The 20,353-nt window shown below is 58.1% G+C and carries 19 protein-coding genes and 1 rRNA gene; 5 read left to right on the top strand and 15 right to left on the bottom strand.

What is annotated here, in order from left to right; genetic code table 11:
- Positions 1–7 precede the first annotated feature (7 nt).
- The 10 genes from M5G26_RS22160 to M5G26_RS22115 form a co-directional block, all read right to left on the bottom strand.
- The gene (locus M5G26_RS22160; protein ID WP_080762086.1) at positions 8–205 is read right to left on the bottom strand and encodes a hypothetical protein; all 198 of its coding nucleotides are present in this window, start codon (positions 203–205) and stop codon (positions 8–10) included.
- 386 nt (positions 206–591) lie between these two features.
- Entirely contained in the window at positions 592–1,977 is a 1,386-nt protein-coding gene (locus M5G26_RS22155) for an efflux transporter outer membrane subunit (protein WP_134178237.1), read from the bottom strand.
- Positions 1,974–3,992, bottom strand: coding sequence for a MacB family efflux pump subunit (locus M5G26_RS22150; protein WP_273916483.1), 2,019 nt, complete (start codon positions 3,990–3,992; stop codon positions 1,974–1,976). Before M5G26_RS22150 ends, M5G26_RS22155 begins: the two co-directional genes overlap by 4 nt.
- Complete coding sequence (locus tag M5G26_RS22145) at positions 3,989–5,149, bottom strand: efflux RND transporter periplasmic adaptor subunit (RefSeq protein ID WP_273916482.1); 1,161 nt, start codon at positions 5,147–5,149, stop codon at positions 3,989–3,991. Before M5G26_RS22145 ends, M5G26_RS22150 begins: the two co-directional genes overlap by 4 nt.
- Positions 5,150–5,339: 190 nt before the next feature.
- Positions 5,340–6,680 (bottom strand): flagellar hook protein FlgE, encoded by a 1,341-nt coding sequence (gene flgE, locus M5G26_RS22140; protein ID WP_038369491.1) that lies wholly within the window; start codon positions 6,678–6,680, stop codon positions 5,340–5,342.
- A gap of 31 nt (positions 6,681–6,711) precedes the next feature.
- Positions 6,712–7,437: a flagellar hook assembly protein FlgD gene (gene flgD, locus M5G26_RS22135; protein ID WP_077574149.1), complete on the bottom strand. Its 726-nt coding sequence runs from the start codon at positions 7,435–7,437 to the stop codon at positions 6,712–6,714.
- Positions 7,438–7,452: 15 nt separating this feature from the next.
- Positions 7,453–7,896, bottom strand: coding sequence for a flagellar basal body rod protein FlgC (gene flgC, locus M5G26_RS22130; protein ID WP_003227217.1), 444 nt, complete (start codon positions 7,894–7,896; stop codon positions 7,453–7,455).
- A 3-nt stretch (positions 7,897–7,899) separates the two neighbouring features.
- Positions 7,900–8,307: a flagellar basal body rod protein FlgB gene (gene flgB, locus M5G26_RS22125; RefSeq protein ID WP_007917581.1), complete on the bottom strand. Its 408-nt coding sequence runs from the start codon at positions 8,305–8,307 to the stop codon at positions 7,900–7,902.
- 338 nt (positions 8,308–8,645) lie between these two features.
- Positions 8,646–9,473 (bottom strand): protein-glutamate O-methyltransferase CheR, encoded by an 828-nt coding sequence (cheR, locus tag M5G26_RS22120; RefSeq protein ID WP_007917583.1) that lies wholly within the window; start codon positions 9,471–9,473, stop codon positions 8,646–8,648.
- Positions 9,474–9,519: 46 nt separating this feature from the next.
- The gene (locus tag M5G26_RS22115; RefSeq protein WP_007917585.1) at positions 9,520–10,452 is read right to left on the bottom strand and encodes a chemotaxis protein CheV; all 933 of its coding nucleotides are present in this window, start codon (positions 10,450–10,452) and stop codon (positions 9,520–9,522) included.
- An 82-nt stretch (positions 10,453–10,534) separates the two neighbouring features.
- Between M5G26_RS22115 and flgA the strand changes: the two genes are divergently transcribed.
- From flgA to M5G26_RS22095, 4 genes are all read left to right on the top strand, one after another.
- The gene (flgA, locus tag M5G26_RS22110; protein WP_150776194.1) at positions 10,535–11,296 is read left to right on the top strand and encodes a flagellar basal body P-ring formation chaperone FlgA; all 762 of its coding nucleotides are present in this window, start codon (positions 10,535–10,537) and stop codon (positions 11,294–11,296) included.
- Between the two features lie 149 nt (positions 11,297–11,445).
- Positions 11,446–11,772 (top strand): flagellar biosynthesis anti-sigma factor FlgM, encoded by a 327-nt coding sequence (gene flgM, locus M5G26_RS22105; protein ID WP_007960324.1) that lies wholly within the window; start codon positions 11,446–11,448, stop codon positions 11,770–11,772.
- 48 nt (positions 11,773–11,820) lie between these two features.
- Positions 11,821–12,288, top strand: a complete 468-nt coding sequence (locus M5G26_RS22100) for a flagella synthesis protein FlgN (RefSeq protein WP_134178242.1) — start codon at positions 11,821–11,823, stop codon at positions 12,286–12,288.
- An 88-nt stretch (positions 12,289–12,376) separates the two neighbouring features.
- Positions 12,377–13,123, top strand: coding sequence for a flagellar brake protein (locus M5G26_RS22095; RefSeq protein ID WP_134178243.1), 747 nt, complete (start codon positions 12,377–12,379; stop codon positions 13,121–13,123).
- A 73-nt stretch (positions 13,124–13,196) separates the two neighbouring features.
- Here M5G26_RS22095 and M5G26_RS22090 read toward each other — a convergent pair whose 3' ends face one another.
- The 4 genes from M5G26_RS22090 to M5G26_RS22075 all read right to left on the bottom strand — a co-directional run bounded on the left by M5G26_RS22090 (position 13,197) and on the right by M5G26_RS22075 (position 18,381).
- Positions 13,197–14,576 carry an MFS transporter gene (locus M5G26_RS22090; RefSeq protein WP_273916481.1) on the bottom strand — a complete coding sequence of 460 codons (1,380 nt, stop codon included), beginning with the start codon at positions 14,574–14,576 and terminating at the stop codon, positions 13,197–13,199.
- Positions 14,577–14,645: 69 nt separating this feature from the next.
- Positions 14,646–15,887: a glutamine synthetase family protein gene (locus tag M5G26_RS22085; protein ID WP_273916505.1), complete on the bottom strand. Its 1,242-nt coding sequence runs from the start codon at positions 15,885–15,887 to the stop codon at positions 14,646–14,648.
- Between the two features lie 200 nt (positions 15,888–16,087).
- A complete protein-coding gene (locus M5G26_RS22080; RefSeq protein WP_134178246.1) occupies positions 16,088–16,780 on the bottom strand; it encodes a sensor histidine kinase in 693 nt (230 codons plus the stop codon).
- Positions 16,777–18,381 (bottom strand): tetratricopeptide repeat-containing response regulator, encoded by a 1,605-nt coding sequence (locus tag M5G26_RS22075; protein WP_134178247.1) that lies wholly within the window; start codon positions 18,379–18,381, stop codon positions 16,777–16,779. Before M5G26_RS22075 ends, M5G26_RS22080 begins: the two co-directional genes overlap by 4 nt.
- A 282-nt stretch (positions 18,382–18,663) precedes the next feature.
- On the opposite strand from M5G26_RS22075, the gene M5G26_RS22070 reads away from it, so the two are divergent.
- A complete protein-coding gene (locus M5G26_RS22070) occupies positions 18,664–19,941 on the top strand; it encodes a lysozyme inhibitor LprI family protein (RefSeq protein WP_273916480.1) in 1,278 nt (425 codons plus the stop codon).
- Positions 19,942–20,159: 218 nt separating this feature from the next.
- Here M5G26_RS22070 and rrf read toward each other — a convergent pair.
- Positions 20,160–20,275: ribosomal RNA gene (gene rrf, locus M5G26_RS22065) — 5S ribosomal RNA — on the bottom strand.
- Positions 20,276–20,353 lie beyond the last annotated feature (78 nt).

The raw sequence follows: 20,353 nt of genomic DNA, 5'->3' as shown, positions 1-20,353 counted from the left end.
ATAACGCTTAGCGGCGGCAGCCGCCGTTATTGTAAGGACCGGCAACACGAACCCAGCCTTTGGCCTGCGGAACATTGCTGCACATAGTACGGCCGGTCGAAGCCGACTCATAAAGCCACCAGGAAGCCGGTGCAGCCTGAACAACTACAGCACCCAACAGCAAACTTGCGGCCAAAGTCAGACCAAAACCCATACGCAGCGACATAACGATCTCCATTTCAAATAAACATCTCGGCAGGCTGCCGTCACGATGATTGCAGAGCACTCATCATCGTGTCGACGCAACCGGAGACTTCAATAAGAGTACTTCAAGCGAGCACTCTCCCCCTCATCAAGAGCCCCGATGAGAGAGCGCGCACCTTACGTTACGACACAACTAAAAACAATAAAACAAAGGCCCTGAAAGCAAACTATCCATTAATTAAATAACACAAACAAAAACCAGCAAACGAACAGCCGCCTACAACTTTAATTGCATATGAAAACATTGATTTACATCAAACAAAAACCAAATTAAGTTAGACGCGCTAGACAATCTTCCTTAATGACCAACAACACTCCCCAAACATCCACAGCTGTGTGCGCAATGAACTAACGTGTAAAGCCCCCACCTAGCGCCAGGTACAACCCCATTTGCGCCTGCAATCGCTCGAAGTGATTCTGTGCCAGCGAAATTTGCGCGGCACGACGACTCTCTTGCAGATCCAGCCACTCCTTGATACCTGTCTGCCCGCTGCGATAACGAATCTCTGCCAATCCTTCGGCTTTCATCGCCGCGGCCAGAGCCTGCTCACGCTGCAACCCCTGATCGGCAAAGTGCACTTGTGCCGACAGTGCGTCTTCAACTTCCGCCAACGCGATATACAGGCCCTGGCGAAAATCAATGATCGCCGCCTCGTAGTCCACCAAGGAAAGTGCGACGGTGTACTTGCGGACATTCCACTGCACAAACGGCAGACTGATGCCGATGCCCAACACGCCGACAGGATTATTGAGCACTTGGCTCAACTCCCGACTACTGCCGGTGGACAGGTTGCCCGTCAGCGTGAACGAGGGATAGAAACTGGCACGCGTTGCGTCATAGTTAGACAGCGCCTGCCGTAATCGCCACTCAGCCGCCTGCAGATCGGGACGCCGGGCAACCAGATCCGCCGGCAAGCCTGCCGGTACACTCGGCAATGTCGCTGAAGGTAATTGTTGGAGTTCGACAAACCGACGCTCGGGTGCCTGATCGAAAACTATTGCCAGTGCGTTGCGCGCCACTTCAAGTTGCAGCAGGTAATCGCTTAATACTGCACGTTGCGTGGCCAGCACTTGCTCGGCCTGGGCTTCTTCAAGCCCAGTCGCCGCGCCTGCCAGACGCTGGGACTGCACCAGCCGCAGTGTCTGTTCGGCGTAGCGGATACTCTCCCGGGCCGACCGGGCCAGTTCGTTGAACAGACCGATTCGCCAATACAAGCGAGCGGTGTTACCGATCAAGCTCAGGGCACTGGCGCGCCGATCAAAGTCGGTTGCCAACACTGCCCATTCAGCTGCATCGCGCGTACTCGCCAACCGCCCCCACAGATCGACTTCGTAACGCATCGACGAAGTCGTGGAAAATCGCCGCTGACTGGCATTGTCACGACGCAGATTCCTGCTCCAGTCTGCACCCGCCCCCACGTCCAGATCGGGCGTGATACTGGTGCCGGTGAGTCCTGCCTGAAGCGTTGCCCGACGCACTCTGAGGGCAGCCGCAGCGAGATCGTTATTGCGCGCCAGGGCGTCGTCGACCAGTGCGGTGAGACGCTGATCGCCAAACGTTTCCCACCATCGCGCGCCCGCACTCAAGGAACGTTCGCTCGTCGCATCACCCAACCAGAAGGCTGGCGTCTCCACCTCCGGTGGCTGGTATTCGCTGTGCAACAGAGCGCCGCAGCCCCCCAACCACACAGGCAACAGCAATGCCGAAGCCCACTTGCAATTGATGTACTTCATTCTCGGGACAACGCCTGAATAGGATCAAGTCGGGCGGCATTGCGCGCCGGGATATAGCCGAACAACACCCCGACCAGCAGCGAACACATACAGGCTGAAATCATTGCCAGCGCCGTGAACTCCATGACGATCGTCTGCACGAAGTAGCCAAACACCTGACTGATCAACAACGACAGCAGAACGCCCAGCAGGCCACCCAACAGGCAGACCAGCACAGCCTCGATCAAAAACTGCTGCAAGATGTCTGCACGCCGGGCGCCGACAGCCATGCGAATGCCGATCTCACGGGTTCGCTCGGTGACCGATACCAGCATGATATTCATCACCCCGATACCACCGACCAAGAGTGAAATGAACGCCACGGCAGAGATCAACAGCTTCAGGGTGTCCGTGGTTTTCTGCACGATCTTGAGGATGCTGTCGCTGGAACTGAGGAAAAAATCCGCACGCCCATGTCGTGCCACCAGCAAGGTTTGCAGCGCCTGCTCTGCTGCAGGGCTGGCGACCTGATCCTTGAGCCTGACCTTGATCGAGTTGAAATGACTCTGCCCCAACAAGCGCCCCATCACCGTCGTGTAGGGCAAATAGACTTGCAGGCTCGGCCCTGAAAAACCGTCATCACGACTTTCCATGACCCCGACCACCGTACACGGCAGACCACCCACCAGGATCACCTGGCCCAGCGGTTGCTCCCAGTCCTTGAACAGCCGTTGTCGAGTGTTGTGGTCGATGACCAGAGTCTGACCACGACGCAGCACATCGTAGGCGCTGAACACTGCCCCTTGGGACATGCGGATGCCCATCACCTGAAAGTAGTCCTGGCTGACACCATTAACGGTGGCACTGACATGCTGGTTGCGGTAACGAATTGTCCGGCTGCCATTGACCATCGCCGAAACGCTGTCGACCCAGAACTGCGCCTGGATGATGCGCAAGTCCACAGGCTGCAGGGTGCGGATCGAGGCGGCCTGCTCATCACCCCAGTCCTTGCCGGGATAAACATCAATGGTATTGGTGCCCATGGCGCTGATGTCGCGCAGCACCCGAGTCTGTGCGCCCTGCCCCAGTGCTACCACCGAAACCACTGAGGCGATGCCGATAATGATGCCGAGCATGGTCAGTAACGTACGCATCCGATGGCTGTGCAGGGAAATCCAGGCCATCTTGAAGGCCTCGCTGAAGCGCCGCCAATGCGCTGCCGCCCCGTCGCGCTGTCGATCTTGTGTACTTTCATCGGGCTCGGTCAGCTGAACCGCGCTCGCCTTGCGCTCGGCATTCAGTTGATCGGCGACTATCTCGCCGTCATGAATTTCGATGATGCGGTCAGCGTGCTGTGCCACCTGCGCGTCATGGGTCACGATAATGATGGTGTGACCGCTGCAATGCAGTTCACGCAGGATCGCCATCACCTCCTCGCCACTGCGCGAATCCAGCGAACCGGTAGGCTCGTCGGCGAGGATGACAGCACCGCCATTGATCAGCGCACGGGCAATGCTGACCCGTTGCTGCTGACCACCGGAAAGTTGCCCCGGCCGATGCTGCATGCGCTGGCCCAACCCGAGGCGCTGCAGCAGCGCCCGGGCCTTTTGCTGATGCTCGATAAACGGCTGATCGGCATAAATGGCCGGCACCTGAACGTTGGCTTCGGCGCTCAGATGCGCCAGCAAATGAAAGCGCTGGAAAATGAAGCCGAAATGCTCACGCCGCAGCGTCGCCAATTCATCGCTGCTCATACCGGCCATGTCGACGCCGTTGATGCAGTAGCGACCCGCGGACGGACGATCCAGGCATCCAAGGATATTCATCAGACTGGACTTGCCGGAACCGGACGGCCCGACGATCGCCACCATTTCACCGGCAGCAATCGCCAGATTTACGTCACGCAGTACCTGAGTCCTGGCCTCGCCATCGGCGAACCAGCGCTGTACACCTTCAAGGGACAACAGCGGTGTGACCGGCAGCTCTTCATCCACGGGGTTTGGCGTCACGCCGCGCAGACCGTTGGCGCTGCTCATTGAGGCTCAGGCTCTTCGCCAAGGACGACTTCGTCATGCTCCTTGAGCCCGTCCAGGACCTGAACGTTGAGGTCGTTGCGCAAACCGGTGGTCACCTGCACTGTCTGCGGCTGGCCATCGACCAGTTTGCGCACTTCGTAGCGACCGTCGGCACCGCGCTTGCCCAGCGCAGCCACCGAGACGGTGGTGGCTTTTTGCACTGAATCGAGCAGAACACTGACCTGCGCCGTCATCGAAGTACGCAACGAGCGATCCTCATTGGGTACGTCGAACAGCGCGTTGTAATACACCGCGGCGTCGGCGCCGCCGGCCGTTGCGCCACCGGCACCCTGCATTTGATCCTGCCGGGCAATCGACTCCGGCGCTGGCTCTACCGCTCGAATATGACTGGTAAAACGTCGGTCCGGATCGCCTAGGATATTGAAGGACACGGCTTGCCCCGCCTTGACCCGAACCACGTCTGCTTCCGATATGCGCGCCTCGACGGTCATCCGGTCCAGTCGGGCAAGGATCAGCAATGTCGGGACACTCTGCGCCGACACCACGGTCTGGCCTTGTTTGGTCACCACGGCGATGACCTCGCCGTCCATCGGCGCGCTGATACGCGTATAGCCAAGGTTGACTTCGGCGATCCTGATTTCGATCTCCGCTTGCGAGATCTGTGCGGCCAGGGACGCCAGTTCGGCGCGCGAGCTGTGCAGTTGCGCTTCGGCAATTTCCAGATCGGCCCGCGATCCTGCCTCACTGGCGACCAGGCTTTGCTTACGCCGAAAATCGAGTTCGTACTGACGAATCATTGCCTGTCGGGCTTTGTATTGCGCCCGGACACTGAGCAATGCGGCCCGCGACTTGAGCAGCTCATTCTGTGGCAACAGCGGATCGATTTCGGCCAGTAACTGACCCTGGCGCACGGTATCGCCCAACTCCGCCTTGAGGCTCTTGAGCTGGCCATTGACCTGAGCGCCAACGCTGACTTGCTGAAAGGGTTTGACCACGCCGCTGGCCAATACGGTTTCCTCGAGATTCTCGACGGACACCGTGGTGGTCAGGTACTTCTTTGGAGAGGATCCCCAGCCTTGGTGCCAGGCAAACCAGGCCAGCAAGGCAAAAACGGACAGCGTCCCGATGACGATCCGGGAGCGAGAGAGAAAAGCCATGAAGTATGTGTTGCATCCCTGTCAGTGGTCGGGCGAACCACTCATTGGCGCCCTGGAGTTGCGTGGTGCAGCATGGGAGAACGCCCTCGCCCTCACCAGAACCGGGCACGGATGGCCGCGGCGCGTGCATTAAACAAGAAAGCCCCTCAAAGAGGGGCTTTCCGTTACAGCTTTTTACAAAGCATCGATATCAGGTCATCTGAATGATGGTCTGCATGATGGTGCTCTGGGTCGAAATGGTCTTGGCGTTCGCCTGATAGTTGCTCTGACCCTTGATCAGATCAACCAGCTCGTTGGTCAGGTTAACGTTCGACTCTTCCAGCGAGTTGGACTGGATGGAACCCAGTGTGCCGGTTTCCGGAGCGTCATAACCCGGGATACCCGAAGCGAAGGTTTCCTTCCAGCTGGTGCCGCCTACTGCTTGCAGACCTTGCTCGTTAGTGAAGCTGGCCAGGGCTACCTGACCGATCGCCTTGTTCTGGTTGTTGCTGAAGTTGGCGAACAACGTACCGGTGCCGTCGATGGTCAGGTTGGTGATCTGGCCAGTGGCGTAGCCATCCTGAGTCGGGATGGTACGCGAGGTATCCGCGTTGTACTGAGTGGTCTTGGCCAGGGAAACGGTCACGCCATTCGGGTTGGCAGCCGCGCCGTTAGGCGTGAAGTTGCCATTGGTCACGGTGCCCGGCACCCAGTTTTTCAGTGTGAGATCGCTGCTGATGATCGGGTTCGGAGCCGGCGGCGGCAGAGTGCTCGGTGTGCTGACCTGAAGCAGCTTGCCGGAACTGTCGAACGTCAGAGTCGAAGCAGTGGGTGGGACAGTCACCGGATTACTACCGGTCGCATCCGGGTTGCGCCCATCGACCAGCGTGTACACCTTCCAGGTGTTTTCGCCCGTCTTCACGACGTACTGATCCATGTTGTGCTTGTTGCCTTGCGTGTCATAGATCGGGGTGCTGAACGACTCGGTGTAAGTCTCGACCTTGGACGGGTCGAACTTGACAGCGGTGGCGCCGGTATCAACGATCACCGGTGCCGACGAGTTCAGGTTGATGCTCGAAGCCACGGCGGAAGTGGACTTTGGCGCCAGGTTCGAGGTGTCGATCTTCAGGTCGGTCAACACACCCTTGATGATCTTGCCGCTGGAATCCACGGCGTAACCTTGCAGGCGCGAGGTGTAGTCGGTGTTGGTGATGAAACCGGCGTCGTCGACTTTGAAAGTACCGGCACGGGTGTAGGAGATCGAGCCGTTGTTGCTCATGGTGAAGAAGCCGGAACCGTTGATACCCATGTCCAACACGTTGCCGGTGTTGTTGATGTCACCCTGGGTGAACTGCTGGGAAACGTTGGCCAGGCGCACACCGTTGCCGATGACTTTGCTGCCGGTGCCCAGGCGGGTCGCCGAGTAAACGTCTTCGAACTCTGCACGGGACGATTTGAAACCGGCGGTCGCGACGTTGGCGATGTTGTTGCCGGTCACGTCCAGTTGTTTGTTGGCTGCATAGAGACCGCTAAGGCCGATATTGAAAGACATATTCCACTCCTTTGTTGCCGGTTAGTCGGCTCTATATACCAATGGTTTGTACTTTGGACAGGGCAACGGAGCCCTTGCCAGCCAGGTTGAGCATCAGCTCGCCACCGGTCTGGCTGATCGTCACGCTGTTCACCGTTGCCGGCAGGTAAGTGGCCAGATCGGTCGCGGTGCCGTTGATCGGTGCGCTCGCCTTGAAGGTGTAGGTACCGGTCGGCACGAGGGTGCCGGACGTGTCCTTGCCGTCCCAGGTGAAGCTGGCACTGCCAGCGGCGCGACTGCCCAGATCGATGGTACGAACCGTCTTGCCGCTGCTGTCGGTGATGGTCACGGTACCTTCAGCAATGGACGTCGACAGGTTCACCGAACCGGTCAGGCCTTTGCTCGGATCGTCGAGCTGCGCGGTGTTGGTCTGCACGATCACATTGCGACCGACCAGCGACGAAGCCTGCAGCGCTTGCGACGAGTTGTAGTTGCCGGCCAGGCCACTCACGGTGCTGTTGAGCGTGGTGATGCCTTCGAGGCTGCTGAACTGCGCCAACTGCGCAACGAATGCGCTGTTGTCCTGCGGGTCGAGCGGGTTCTGGTTTTTCAGCTGGGTAACCAGCAATTGCAGGAACGCGTCCTTGCCCAGCGCTTGACCGCCGGTGGCACTGTTGGTCGCCGAAGCGATGCCGCCCGTCGTGGTGCTGCTGGTCTTCGCCGAGTTGGCGAGGATGTCCTTCAGGCTCGGCGTAGCGGTGGTATCAGTAACACTCATGGCAGTCGCCCCTTATTACTGACCGAGGGTCAGTACCTTCTGCATCATGGTTTTGGCGGTGTTCATCATTTCGGCGTTGGTCTGGAACGAACGACTCGCGGAAATCATGTCAGCCATTTCTTCCACCACGTTGACGTTCGGGTAGTAGACGTAGCCTTTGGCGTCAGCCGCCGGGTGGTTCGGCTCGTAGCGCGCTTCGAGGTTGCTCTGGTCTTCGACCACACCGAGTACCTGTACGCCCTGACCGGCCGCGTCCTGGCTCTGGAACAGCGAGTTGCTGCCGCTGTTCTGGCCGCCCTGGAACATGGTGGCGAATACCGGGTGACGGGCGCGATAGGTCTGGTCGATGCTCGACGAGACGGTCTCGGCGTTGGCGATGTTCGAGGCCACGGTGTTCAGACGCGTGGTTTGTGCGCTCATGCCGCTGCCGGCAATGTTGAAAACGCTGGACAGGGACATGAATTACTCTCCGCGCAGGGCTGACACCAGCCCTTTGAATTTGCTGTTGAGCAGGGTGAAGCTGGCCTGGAAGCCGACGGCGTTTTCCGCGTAGTTCGACTGTTCCAGTTGGGCGTCCACGGTGTTCTGGTCGATCGAAGGTTGCATCGGCGTGCGATACATCAGCGATTCGTCGCCGTTGCCCAGGCCTTCAGCTTCGATGTGACGGCTGTTGGTCATGTTCAACGCGATGGTGCCGTTGGCGTTTTTCTGGGTCTGTGCTTCAAGCACTTTGGAGAAGTCCAGATCCCGCGCCTTGTAGTTCGGGGTATCGGCGTTGGCGATGTTGTTGGCCAGCACTTCGGCACGCTGGGCGCGGAAGCCCAATGCCTTTTCGTGAATGCCGAGCGCTTTATCGAAGCTGATGCTCATGTCGGGAACCTTCAGGTGACCGGTTTTTCGTAACTGAGCTTTAGCAAGCGCCGTGCCAAACCACAAAACCCTCATAAACCGGGGCTTTGCCGGGAGTCGGCAAAGCGGCAATGCCAGAAAAGCGGCAACCGGTTTCCGCCGGATGCCGCTTTTCTGCCGCTTCTTCCTGTTAACACCTCCCCCCTGTAGGAGCTGCCGAAGGCTCGGGCCGCGATCGGACGATCTTTTGATCTTGTTCTTAAAAAACAAAATCAAAAGATCGCAGCCTTCGGCAGCTCCTACGTGAAGCATGCGGCAAAAAAAAGGAGCCCTTGAGGGCTCCCTTTTTTCCGCATGCTTCACTTCGCCTGGTAAATGATCCCCGGGCTGCACTGAACCATCTGGTAATGGTCCGGCAAACCGTTCAGCGCCTCGGAAGCGCCAAGGAACAGATAACCGCCCGGCTTCAACGTGCTGTGAATGCGCAACAGGATGTCTTTCTTCACTTCGGCAGAGAAGTAGATCAGCACGTTGCGGCAGAACACGATGTCGAACTTGCCCAGCGCCGCATAGCTGTCGAGCAGGTTGAACGAGCGGAATTCCACGCGGTTCTTGATCGGCGCCTTGATCACCCAGCGCCCCGGCCCTTTCGGGTCGAAGTAACGCTGCAGGCGTTCCGGCGACAAACCGCGACCGATCGCCAGGCTGTCGTATTCGCCCGTCTTGCAGTTGGTCAGCATAAGGCCGGACAAATCAGTGGCAACGATCTGCACGCCCATTTTCAGCTGGCCAAGGTTGCTGCGCTCGAACTCGTCGATCGACATCGACAGCGAGTACGGTTCCTGGCCCGACGAGCAGGCTGCCGACCAGATCCGCAGACGCTGGTTGGGGCTGGCCTTGATCGCTTCAGGCAGCACCTTGTTCTTCAAGACTTCAAACGGATAGGTGTCACGAAACCACAGGGTTTCGTTGGTCGTCATGGCATCGACCACCTGCTCGCGCAAACCGCTGCGCGGCTGGGTCTGGATGCGCTGAACCAGCTCACCCAGGGATTTGATGCCTTGCTGCTCCATCAGTTTGTTGAGACGGCTCGAGACCAGGTACTGCTTGTTTTCACCGAGCAAAATGCCACAGGCTTTTTCCAGGAAGACCCGGAACTGTTCGAAATCCAAATTACCCGTAGACAATGATGCCGCCTCTTAAATCGTGTTGACCGCCAGGAGCAAAGCGCTCCTAGCTGATATCTGCTGCTTTGATCCGGTCGACTACCCGGGATGCCAGGTCATCAGGGCGGAACTTGGCCAGGAAGTCATCAGCACCGACTTTCTTGACCATCGCCTGATTGAATACCCCGGACAACGAAGTATGCAGGATGATATGAAGCTTTTGCATGCGTGCGTCGCCGCGGATTTCCGCCGTCAGGGTGTACCCGTCCATCTCCGGCATCTCGATGTCGGAAATCATCATCAGGAACTCTTCTTCCGGCTTCTTGCCCTCATCGACCAGCTTGCGCAGGTAATCCAGCGCCTGCTTGCCGTCGTTCAGCGCCACCACTTCGACACCGATCGTCTGCAGACAACGCGTGACCTGCTTGCGCGCCACCGACGAGTCATCGACCGTCAAGACACGCAACGACAGTGCCTTGGTCTGGGTCTCGACATCGACCACGCCCACCGAAATCGCTTCCGGTGTCGGCGCAACTTCGGCCAACACTTTCTCGACGTCGATGATTTCGACTAACTGATTGTCCACCCGAGTCACAGCGGTCAGGTAATGATCGCGACCCGTGCCCTTGGGCGGCGGATGAATCTCTTCCCAGTTCATGTTGACGATGCGCTCCACCGAGCGGACCAGGAAACCCTGGGTCTTGGTGTTGTACTCCGTGATGATCACGAACGGGTTGTTCTTGTCCTTCAACGCTCCGGAACCGGTGGCCATTGCCAGATCAAGGATCGGAATGGTCGCCCCCCGGATATTTGCCACCCCGCACACGACAGGACTGGACTTGGGCATCAACGTCAGCGACGGGCACTGCAACACTTCCCGTACCTTGAACACGTTGATTCCGTAGAGCTGCTGACCGTCAAGACGGAACAACAACAGCTCCAGGCGATTCTGCCCTACCAGTTGCGTGCGCTGGTTCACCGAATCCATTACACCAGCCATGCCCAGACTCCTACACCAACGCCAAGTGTTGTTGCGACGCACATTCATTGCTAAACGGCACGGCGCTTGCTTTTTAACTCGTATGAACGCTCAAACGACATTTTTTCGACGCCTGACATCACCCCTTCGCAGAGGGCTTTGTGCTGCGGGCGCTATTTGCTGCTTTTTCGCTGGCAGCCCTGCCATTGCTGATGCGGTTACCTTGCCTGACATGCTTATCGGCGTCACTCAGGGCTTTCTTGAGTTCACCGTAGAAGACTATCTGGCTACCAGTCAAACGGAAGGCCGCTACGAAATCGAAGTAAACCAGCTCGACCCGCGTATGCGCATGCCTATGTGCGACAAGGAATTGACAGCTACTTTGGAGAGTCCGGCACGTCCGCTGGGCCGGGTTACCGTGAAGGTCCGCTGTGAAGGCGCCTCGCCCTGGACCGTGTTCGTGCCCGCTCAAGTCCGCCTGTTTCGCGAGATTGTGACGACCACGCGCCCGCTCAAACGTGCGGGGATTATCGAACCACAGGACGTGACCCTGCGTGAGCGCGACGTGAGCACGATCAACCAAGGCTTTCTGACCTCGGTAGACGAAGCGATCGGACAGAAATTAACCCGACCAACGGTAGCCGATCAGGTCATTACTCTGGTTCATCTGGAACAGGCGGAAGTCGTTCGCAAGGGCGATCAAGTGGTCATCACTGCGCGCAGCGGTACGCTCGCCGTGCGCATGCCCGGCGAAGCGCTGGCCAATGGCGGTTTGAAAGAACAGATCCGCGTGAAAAACCTCAACTCGCAACGGGTCATCAAGGCGCAAGTCACCGCGCCGGGCCAAGTGGAAGTGGCGATGTAGAAAACTGGCGCTGACCACGGCTGTTCCCTAAACTGTGCCGCAGCAGGACACGCGCCGGCGCATGCAAGGCTCATTGTAAATGTGCCTAAAGTTTTCCAGGGGATGGCCGAAAACATGGCAAGCGTCCAAATTCCCAGAGGTTTTTTATCATGGTCATCGATTTCAGCCGTTTGAACAGCTCCTCGTCACTTACGGGCAGTACACGTACCAGCAACGCCAAGGAAACCGCCGAAACCGGCACCTCCGCGCCGCTGAATACCCCGGCCGAACAGGCCAGTACCGCAAAAAGCGGGGAATCGGTACACCTCAGCAATGAGGCTCAACAGTTGCAGAAGGTCACTGACAAGCTGCGCGATCAACCTGCTGTCGACAAAGCCCGTGTGGCCGAGTTGAAAGCCGCGATTGCCGATGGCAGCTATAAAGTCGACAGCAACCGTGTAGCCAGCAAACTGCTCAACTTCGAAGCCCAGCGCTAGGCCTTTGCCAGCGCGAGGCTTTTGGACGCTTAAAACCCAAGGCCAGCCATGCACGACACTAATTTATTGCAACTGATCAACGACGACTTTGCTCCAGCTCAACAATTGCTGGAGTTACTGCACACCGAATCCCTCGCGTTGCACGGTCGCGACATGCCGCTGCTGGAAGAAATTCTGGCGCACAAACAGGCATTGATCATTCTGCTTGAACAGCATGGCCGCAAGCGCAGCGAAATTCTCGCCAGCCTCAACCTGCCCGCTGATCGTACAGGTCTTGTGCAGTTGGCTGGCCAGTCGAGCATTGGCGAGCAGTTGTTGACGCAAGGCGACGCATTGACCGATCTGATCGCGCAATGCCAGGCCGCCAACCTCAAGAATGGTCAGTCGATCCAGATCCAGCAGGCCGCCACGGCCAATCAGCTGAAGATCCTCACCGGTGGTGAAGCGCCAGCGCTTTATAACGCCAGCGGTACATTTGCCAAACCCGCCACGCCGCGTCCGCTCAGCCAGGCATGAGCCGTTGATGCGCCAGCTCTATCAACCCGCGGAACATGCTGGCAAAATGCTGGCTAGTCGTCATATTTTGTCTGGAGATTGATAAACCGTGTCCAACGCCCTCAGCGCGGATGATGCTCCGCAGCCCCCTAAGGTGCTTACCACGCCACTGGAAATCTCCAGCAACCTGCGCCAGCTGCAAGAAAGCCACGATCCGCTGATCATCACCTTTCATGAGCGCAGCCAGCGCTTCCAGAGCTACCTGATCAAAGTCGACCGCGACAGCGCTTCGATCGCGCTGGACGAGATGATCCCGCGTGATGGCGAACGCTTTCTGCTGGCCGGTGAGCCGTTCAAGGTCGAGGGTTTTCACGACGGCGTTCGTATCGCCTGGGAATGCAACGGCACGCTGAACATTGAAGAATCCGACGGCGACCGTTTCTACACCGGCGAGCTACCGACCGAAGTGGTTTACCACCAGCGCCGTAATGCTTTCCGCGCCGCACTGAAACTGACTGATCTGGTCAGCGTTGAACTGGGCGGCGAAAAGCTCAAGGCGCCGATCAACGGCAAACTGCTGGATATCTCCGCAACCGGCTGCAAGCTGCGTTTCGAAGGCGATATCACTGATCGCCTGCAACTGGGCCAGGTCTATGACCGCCTGATCGCCCCGCCGCTGTTCGGCAACCAGCCGACCTCCGTCGAATTGCGTTATCTGCACTTCGAAGAAAAACTCAACATCACCTTCGCCGGCCTGCGTTTCCACAACATCAGTGGTCAGGCCGCACGTAACGTCGAGCGTTTCGTGTATCAGCTGCAACGTGAAGCACGCCGTTTCGACAAAGACGATATGTGATTCGCAGCGACCAATAAAAAGGGCAGTTCCTGGTGGGACTGCCCTTTTTTATGCGCGGTGATTTTTGTTCAGTTCAGGGTCTGCCGCCGCTGAGATCGGGCGCAGGATTATCGGTATCCGGTTCGCCTTCTGCCGCAGGCTCTGACGGCGCAGCAGGTTCAGGCTCGGGATTTGCCGGCGCCTGCACCGGGTCCTGTACCATCTGCTCCTGCACCACTTGCTCATCTACACGAGGGTCGAGGGCGGCCACCAGCGGTGAACTGGACATGCTGTCCGGCATGGCCACGTGGTGCAGCGGCGCGTCGTCGACCTGATGCAGATTGGTCACCGCTTTCGGCCGGATCCGCCACACCAGTACCAGCGCGAAGAAGCTGAAGAACGCATACAGGCTCTGACTGCCGAACAACTTCATCAGCACACCCGCGAGCAACGGCCCGATGCTCGCGCCGACCCCGTAGGTCACCAACAACATTGCTGTCAGCGACACCCGGCGATCCCCTTCCACGTGGTCATTGGAAAACGCCACCGCCAACGGATACAGACAGAACTGCACCAGCGAACAGAGAAAGCCAACCCCGAACAGCACCTCGAGCGGAACCTGCGGCAGCACCGCCAACGGTAACGCCGCCACCGCCAGGAACCCGGCAAAGCAGCGTATCAGCAGCGCTCGGTCATAACGATCGGACAACCAGCCCAACGGCCACTGCACCAGTAAACCGGCAAAGATGCAGCTACCCATGAACAGACCGACCTGCTCGGTCGACAGCCCTTGTTGCGAGGCATACAACGGTGCCAGACCATAGAACGAGCCGATGATCAAACCAGCCCCCAGCACCGTACTCAACGACTGCGGCACCCGCTTGATAAAGAAGCGCGGCTCCATCGGTGCCGGATGCAGGGGCGCCGGGTGAATCCGTCGAGTCAACGCCACGGGCACCAGACACAGCGCAAAGCACAGGGCGACCAGCATCAGCAGTTCCAGGCCCAAGCCCGGATGCATGACCAGAATCAGTTGACCGAGCACCAGGCCCAGGTACGAAGCGATCATGTAACCGCTGAACACCAGACCTCGCTGATTGGCATCCGCCTGCTCGTTGAGCCAGCTCTCGATCACCATGTACTGACACATCATGCCCAGACCGACAATGGTCCGCAGCACCAGCCACGCCGGCAGCCAATCGACCAGACCGTGGCCAAGCACCGCCGCCCCGACGATCCCGGCACACGCTGAATAAGCACGGATATGCCCGACCCGGGCGATCAGCCGGTGACCGATCTTGCCGCCCAGCACCAGGCCGAAATAGTTGGCTGCCATCAACGCACCGACCCAGAGACCGTCGACGTTGTCAGCCGCCAGACGCAAGGCCAGATAAGTGGATAGAAGGCCCGAGCCGATCAACATCATCAGCGAGGCGAAATACAACGCTCGAAAGGATTTCCAGATTTGGCGCATCGGCGTTCCGAGCGGCTCCTTGCAGTAAAGACCGGACTATCAAAACGATAGCCCGGTGGCGTTAGTTCGTCAGGCCTGGGCTGCTAGAACACGCCGTTCCCAGGGAGTGATTTCATCAAAGAAGCTGGTCAACTCCATGGTCTTCGAAGCGATGTAGCCTTCGATGAACTCCTGTCCGAACAGTTCCCTCGCCAGTTGACTACGCTTCAGACGCTCGAGCGCGGCATGCAAAGTACATGGCAGCGAAAGATTGTCCGGCACCTCGAACTCGCCCTGAATGGCTTCACTCGGTTCCAGCTCATGCTCGATGCCATGCAAACCGGCGGCCAGACTCGCGGCGATCGCCAGATACGGATTCGCATCGGCGCCCGGCAAACGATTTTCCACCCGCCGAGCGACTGGCGAGCTGGCCGGAATTCGTAGCCCGGCCGCACGGTTGTCGTGGGACCAGCAGGCGTTGTTAGGCGATGCGTAGGGATGACACAGGCGCTGGTAGGAATTCACATTGGGTGCAAACAGTGCGGTGAAATCGGCCATGCCGGCCTGCTGACCAGCGATGAAGTGGCGGAACATCGCCGTCGGCTCACCGTGCGCGTCACTGAACACATTCTTGCCGCTGGCGATCTCGACGATGCTCTGGTGAATGTGCATCGAACTGCCCGGCGTGTGCGCCAGTGGCTTGGCCATGCACACCACGGTCAGGCCATGCTTGAGCGCGACTTCCTTGAGCAGGTGCTTGAACAGGAACGTCTGGTCGGCCAGCAGCAGCGGATCACCGTGCAGCAGATTGATCTCGAACTGGCTGACGCCCATCTCGTGCATAAACGTATCGCGCGGCAGACCGAGGGCGGCCATGCATTTATAGACTTCGCTGAAGAAGGGGCGCAGGCCGTTATTGGAGCTGACGCTGAACGCCGACAGGCCATCCTCGCGACGACCGTCGAGGCCAACGGGAGGGCGGAACGGTTGCGTCGTATCGGTGTTGGGCGCGAAGACGAAAAACTCCAGCTCGGTCGCCACCACCGGCGCCAGGCCGCGTGCGGCGTAACGGGCAATAACCTTCTTGAGTTGACCACGGGTCGACAGGTTGGAGCTTTCGCCGCTCAGTTCGTCGGCATCGCAAATGGCCAGAGCGCGCGGTTCGTCACTCCATGGCAAGCGATGGATCTGGGTCGGTTCAGCAATCAGTGCGAGATCACCGTCATCGCTGCCGTAAAACCGCGCCGCAGGATAACCACCCATGATGCATTGCAGCAGCACACCCCGCGCCAACTGCAAACGCCGCCCTTCGAGGAAACCCTCGGCGGTCATCACTTTGCCTCGCGGCACGCCGTTCAAATCCGGCGTGACACATTCAATCTCATCAATGCCCGTCAATCGCTGCGCGAGTGAACGTTGGCCATCGGTTGTCATGACGCAATCCTTGTTATTGTGCGAGCCGCGAACGGCGACTCGTACAAAATAGGCTCCGGCTGTTCGGAATATCAAGCAGCGTCAAACAAAAACCTGAGTCACGGCAGATAAAGGCTAAACACCCCGCCACCAAGCGGTCCGCCATTGCCGATTTCGGTGCGCCCTTCAACACCATTGCGTTGATGCAGCGCCGCAATCCGATTGGCAAAATACAAACCGAGCCCGGTGCTGCCGCTGCTGTGATTGATGCCTTGCACGTAATCGGCCTGACGCTCGAGCATCTCGGCCGGATAACCGTCGCCGTCGTCGTTGATACTCAGCACCAGTTGCCCGGCTTCGTCACTGACGGTGATCAGCAGTGATTCGCGGGCGTAACGAATGGCGTTGTTGATGCAGTTGCCCAACACCGAGGCAATCAGTTCGCGGTCGAAGAAACCCAACGGACTCAGCGGATCGACTTCATAGGTGGCGATGATCCCGCGACTGGCAAACACCTCTTGATGCGCTGCCAGTTGCGCCTCGATGAAGTCATCAAGTTCGTGATACGCCGGTTGCAGCGGCATCTGGTTGACGCCGAGCTTATACAGCCCGAGCAACTGCACCAGCATGCCGTTGAGATGGGCGAACTCGAAGTCGATCACCCCCTGCTCCGAGCCTTGGCGCTGCGCCTCAGGCAAGCGCGCCAGCCATTGGCTGTGGGCCTGCATGAGCATGGCCAGCGAGTTCTTCATGTCGTGGACGGTGGAGGCAATCACCGTGGAAAAATCCAGAGCCTGCTTGTCGTTGCTCATTCGCCAAACGCCTTGCTTTTCAGCTTCTGATAACGCGCAAAACGCGCGTCGGTGTCGGGCATCAGGCCGACCATTTTCAGGCAGGCCCGACATTCTTCCAGCTCCGCCGACGGCACACTGGTGTCGGTGCCGTGGAGCAGCGACTGGGCCATGTTCAGCGCGATACTGATGTTCTTCGGTTGCATCTTCAGCGCCTTGCGGAAGACCTCGCGGGCCTCGACCAGGTTGCCGGTCTTGTACACCCGCACGCCCTGACGGTTGAGGTCGGCAGCAGCGTTGCTGGAGCTGAGAATAGTCGGGTCATCGGTCAGCTTGGCGATGTCTTTCATCACCGCCGGATCATCACCGTAGATCTCCGCGCAGCTCTTGAGCATTGACGTTCCGGCTTCGGCCTGACCGAGCATCTGCAATTGCTTGGCAACCAGCAGCGCTGCTTCAGGACTCATGAATTGCTCCATGCCGTCGAGGCGCATCATCGCTTGCTCGGTGAGCTTGTCGGCGGTTTCGGCATCGTTGAGCAACAGGCTGGTAGCCTTCATCAGACGCGCGCGAATCTGCAGGCCGGGGTCAGTCGGGTTCTCTTTGGCCACCGCACTGAGCGTGGTGTTGATCTCCAGCCGCGTGCGTGTGTCGAGACCGCGCTCACTGCCCTTGCTGATCAGCGCGTGAGCCAGCCCGAGGTTGCTTTCCGGATCCTTGAAGCGCGACTGCGCGCCTTGCGACACTGCTTGGCGATAGGCGCGCGAAGCCGTCTCAAAATCTTCGTTGGTCATCGCCAGTTTGCCCAGCAACGCCTGTCGGCGCACCGCCAACGGTGACAGGCGAATCGCCTCCTCCAGCACCCGCTGCGCACCTTTGGTGTCACCCTCGGAAACCAGCACATCGGCCATGCCGTCGTACAGCGCCGGCATCATCGGAAACACCTTCAGAGCCTTTTCATAGACGCCTTTGGCTTGCGCCACCTGGCCACGCTTGAACAGCAACTTGCCCAATCCGGCAAATGCCCACGGCAACGGTCGGTCGGCAATGATGCTGTCGTACAGGCGTTCGAGTGCTTCGTTCTGGTTCATGTCGCGCAGCGCATCGGCGCGATAACGCAGGCACAACGGCGAATAGCGAATGTCCTGTTTGCACAAGGCAATGCAGGCGTTGAGTACCTCGACCGGTTTGCCACGATCAAGGGCCTGCAGAATCGGTTTGAGCAGCGTCTTGCGCTGCTCCAGACGCTCCAGGCGCTGAGCAAGGCCGGAGCGGTTGAACGGTTTGGTCAGGTACGCATCCGGCTCGTGCTCCAGAGCACTGAGCACCATCGCCTGACTGGTCTCGGCCGTCACCATGACAAACACCGCTTCATGGCTGATGAGCTTTTCCGACATCAGGTCTTCGAGCACCTGCTGGCCGTTCTTCTTGCCGTCACCAAGATGGAAGTCCTGCAGGATGAAATCGTAGGACTTCTGCGCACACATCTTCAGCGCCTGCTCACCGGTGTCGGCCGTATCGACGTCCTTGACCCCAAGCTCACGCAGCATCGAACGGACGGAACTGCGGAAATCCGAGAAATCATCGACGATCAGAAAACTTTTTTGGTGATACGACAGCATCGAAGATTTCCAGGCAATTGAAGTGAGGGCAATTTCAGGCGCGCAGATGATAGCTGGCGGCAAAATGCTATCAAGCGATTTCGCGCGACTTTTAAGTCACCGAATGGGTTATCGGCCAGAAGTGCTGTTCCCTGAAGCCGGCGCTTCAAGATTCCTCACCCAACGATTACCCTGCGCACTAGGACACCCTCCCACTACAAGGCTTAGATCGTGTACATCAAAGGACGCTACATCGCTTCCGCCTGCGCTCTGCTGTTTGTTCAGCAGGCAATGGCGGCTGGAATGGATTGCACAAAAGCGGCGAATGCCGTCGAAAACACTGTTTGCGCGAACGAATCGCTGTACGAACTGGATGCGCAGATGGGTGTGGTTTATCGGGATTTATTCAAAGCCTCTGCTCCCGCACAAGCTGAACTCAAGCGCACTCAACGGCTGTGGTTAAAAGCCCGCAATGAATGCGCCGAAGACGTTTCGTGCCTGAGCCAGCACTATCAAGAGCGCCTGCAAGCGTTACGCGCGCAGTGGCAGGCAGCGCTTGCCTATCAACCGGATGACCTCGATGAACAGGCGCTGGACGATCTGCAAAAACGCATTCAAGCCGCCAGTAAAGATGATCCCGAATTTGCGCTGGACCGGGCACTCGCCGCACTCGCCGTCAAAACGACTGCCGTCGGTTTTCACGGCGATGCCAATGAAGATGACTCTTCGATAACGCACTTTCCGACAGCGCAGCCCAAAGGCGTTACTGCCAATGAATGGCGAGCGTTGACCGCTTCGCGGATCACTGACGCTGCCGAAACCGGCCTGACCTCTTACACCTTGCAGGATCTGGATGGCGACGGGCAGCGTGATCTGATTGTGAATACCTACGCCGGGGGCACGGGCCTGTTCACCTATGTGGAAACCTGGCGTCGCGACGGAGAACGGTTCGTCAAACGCTCTATTGAGCCCGAAAGTTCGCTGCTCTACACCAACGATCGCGGTGCCAATCAGTCAGTGGACTGGATAAGCCTGCGTGGCAAGACTTACGCGGCTTATCGAAACAGCGAGTACGGCGCTGATCGGATCTACTTGCTCAACCCGCTGAAAATCAACGTCCAGGTGCCTACGATGACGATCCGTTATCGCTACGACCTCGAAGTGCCCGTTCTTCAACACAAAGATGACGGCAACAGCACGTTTGAACTCGAACCCGATCTACACCGAGCGCTCAATCTGGCAGTGGTGAAAGTAAATGAAACCGCCGCTATCCCTTCAAAAGAACCGCTCTGCCCTATTCCTGCTACCGGTGCCGGTGAAAACGATTACTACAGCTTTGGCCCGGCGCATTACAGCATTGAAAAAGTCGCCGACCTGCCGGTCTTCATTGGCAATGATTGTTACATCGGTGCTTTGATCGACTGGTTCGGCAGTTACAGCGAAAAGAATGGTTTGTTCGCGCAACTGGCATTGCGTAAACCGGACAGCGATGACGGCAGCCGCACATACGAAGTCTACGGTCGCCGACACATAACCGAAGTCAGCACTTCAATGGGTAAAGTTGAGCTGAACGAAGGTTAACTGTGCATCCTGTCTAATGTTCACAATCAATGATGTAGTCGCGGCTCGCCATGGCAATTCGTCGGCTGACGGTAATGCAAAAAGCCCCGTCGCAATTTCCATTGCGACGGGGCTTTGAATTTGAACTTGATAGTCTGCCCGAACTTTATCCCGGATAAATTTTTCTATAGGCAAAACAAAACCCCAACTGCTTTCGCAATTGGGGTTTCGGAATTTAATCTTGACGATGACCTACTCTCACATGGGGAAACCCCACACTACCATCGGCGATGCATCGTTTCACTGCTGAGTTCGGGATGGGATCAGGTGGTTCCAACGCTCTATGGTCGTCAAGAAATTCGGGTACTGAGTCGTGACCAGATGGCCTCGCTTCAGCAAATTGGGTATGTGACAGCTTTCGGTGTTTGTGCTG

It is taken from the genome of Pseudomonas sp. TNT2022 ID642 (assembly GCF_028656995.1).
GTDB lineage: Bacteria > Pseudomonadota > Gammaproteobacteria > Pseudomonadales > Pseudomonadaceae > Aquipseudomonas.
This window is presented reverse-complemented; position numbering and strand designations above follow the sequence as displayed.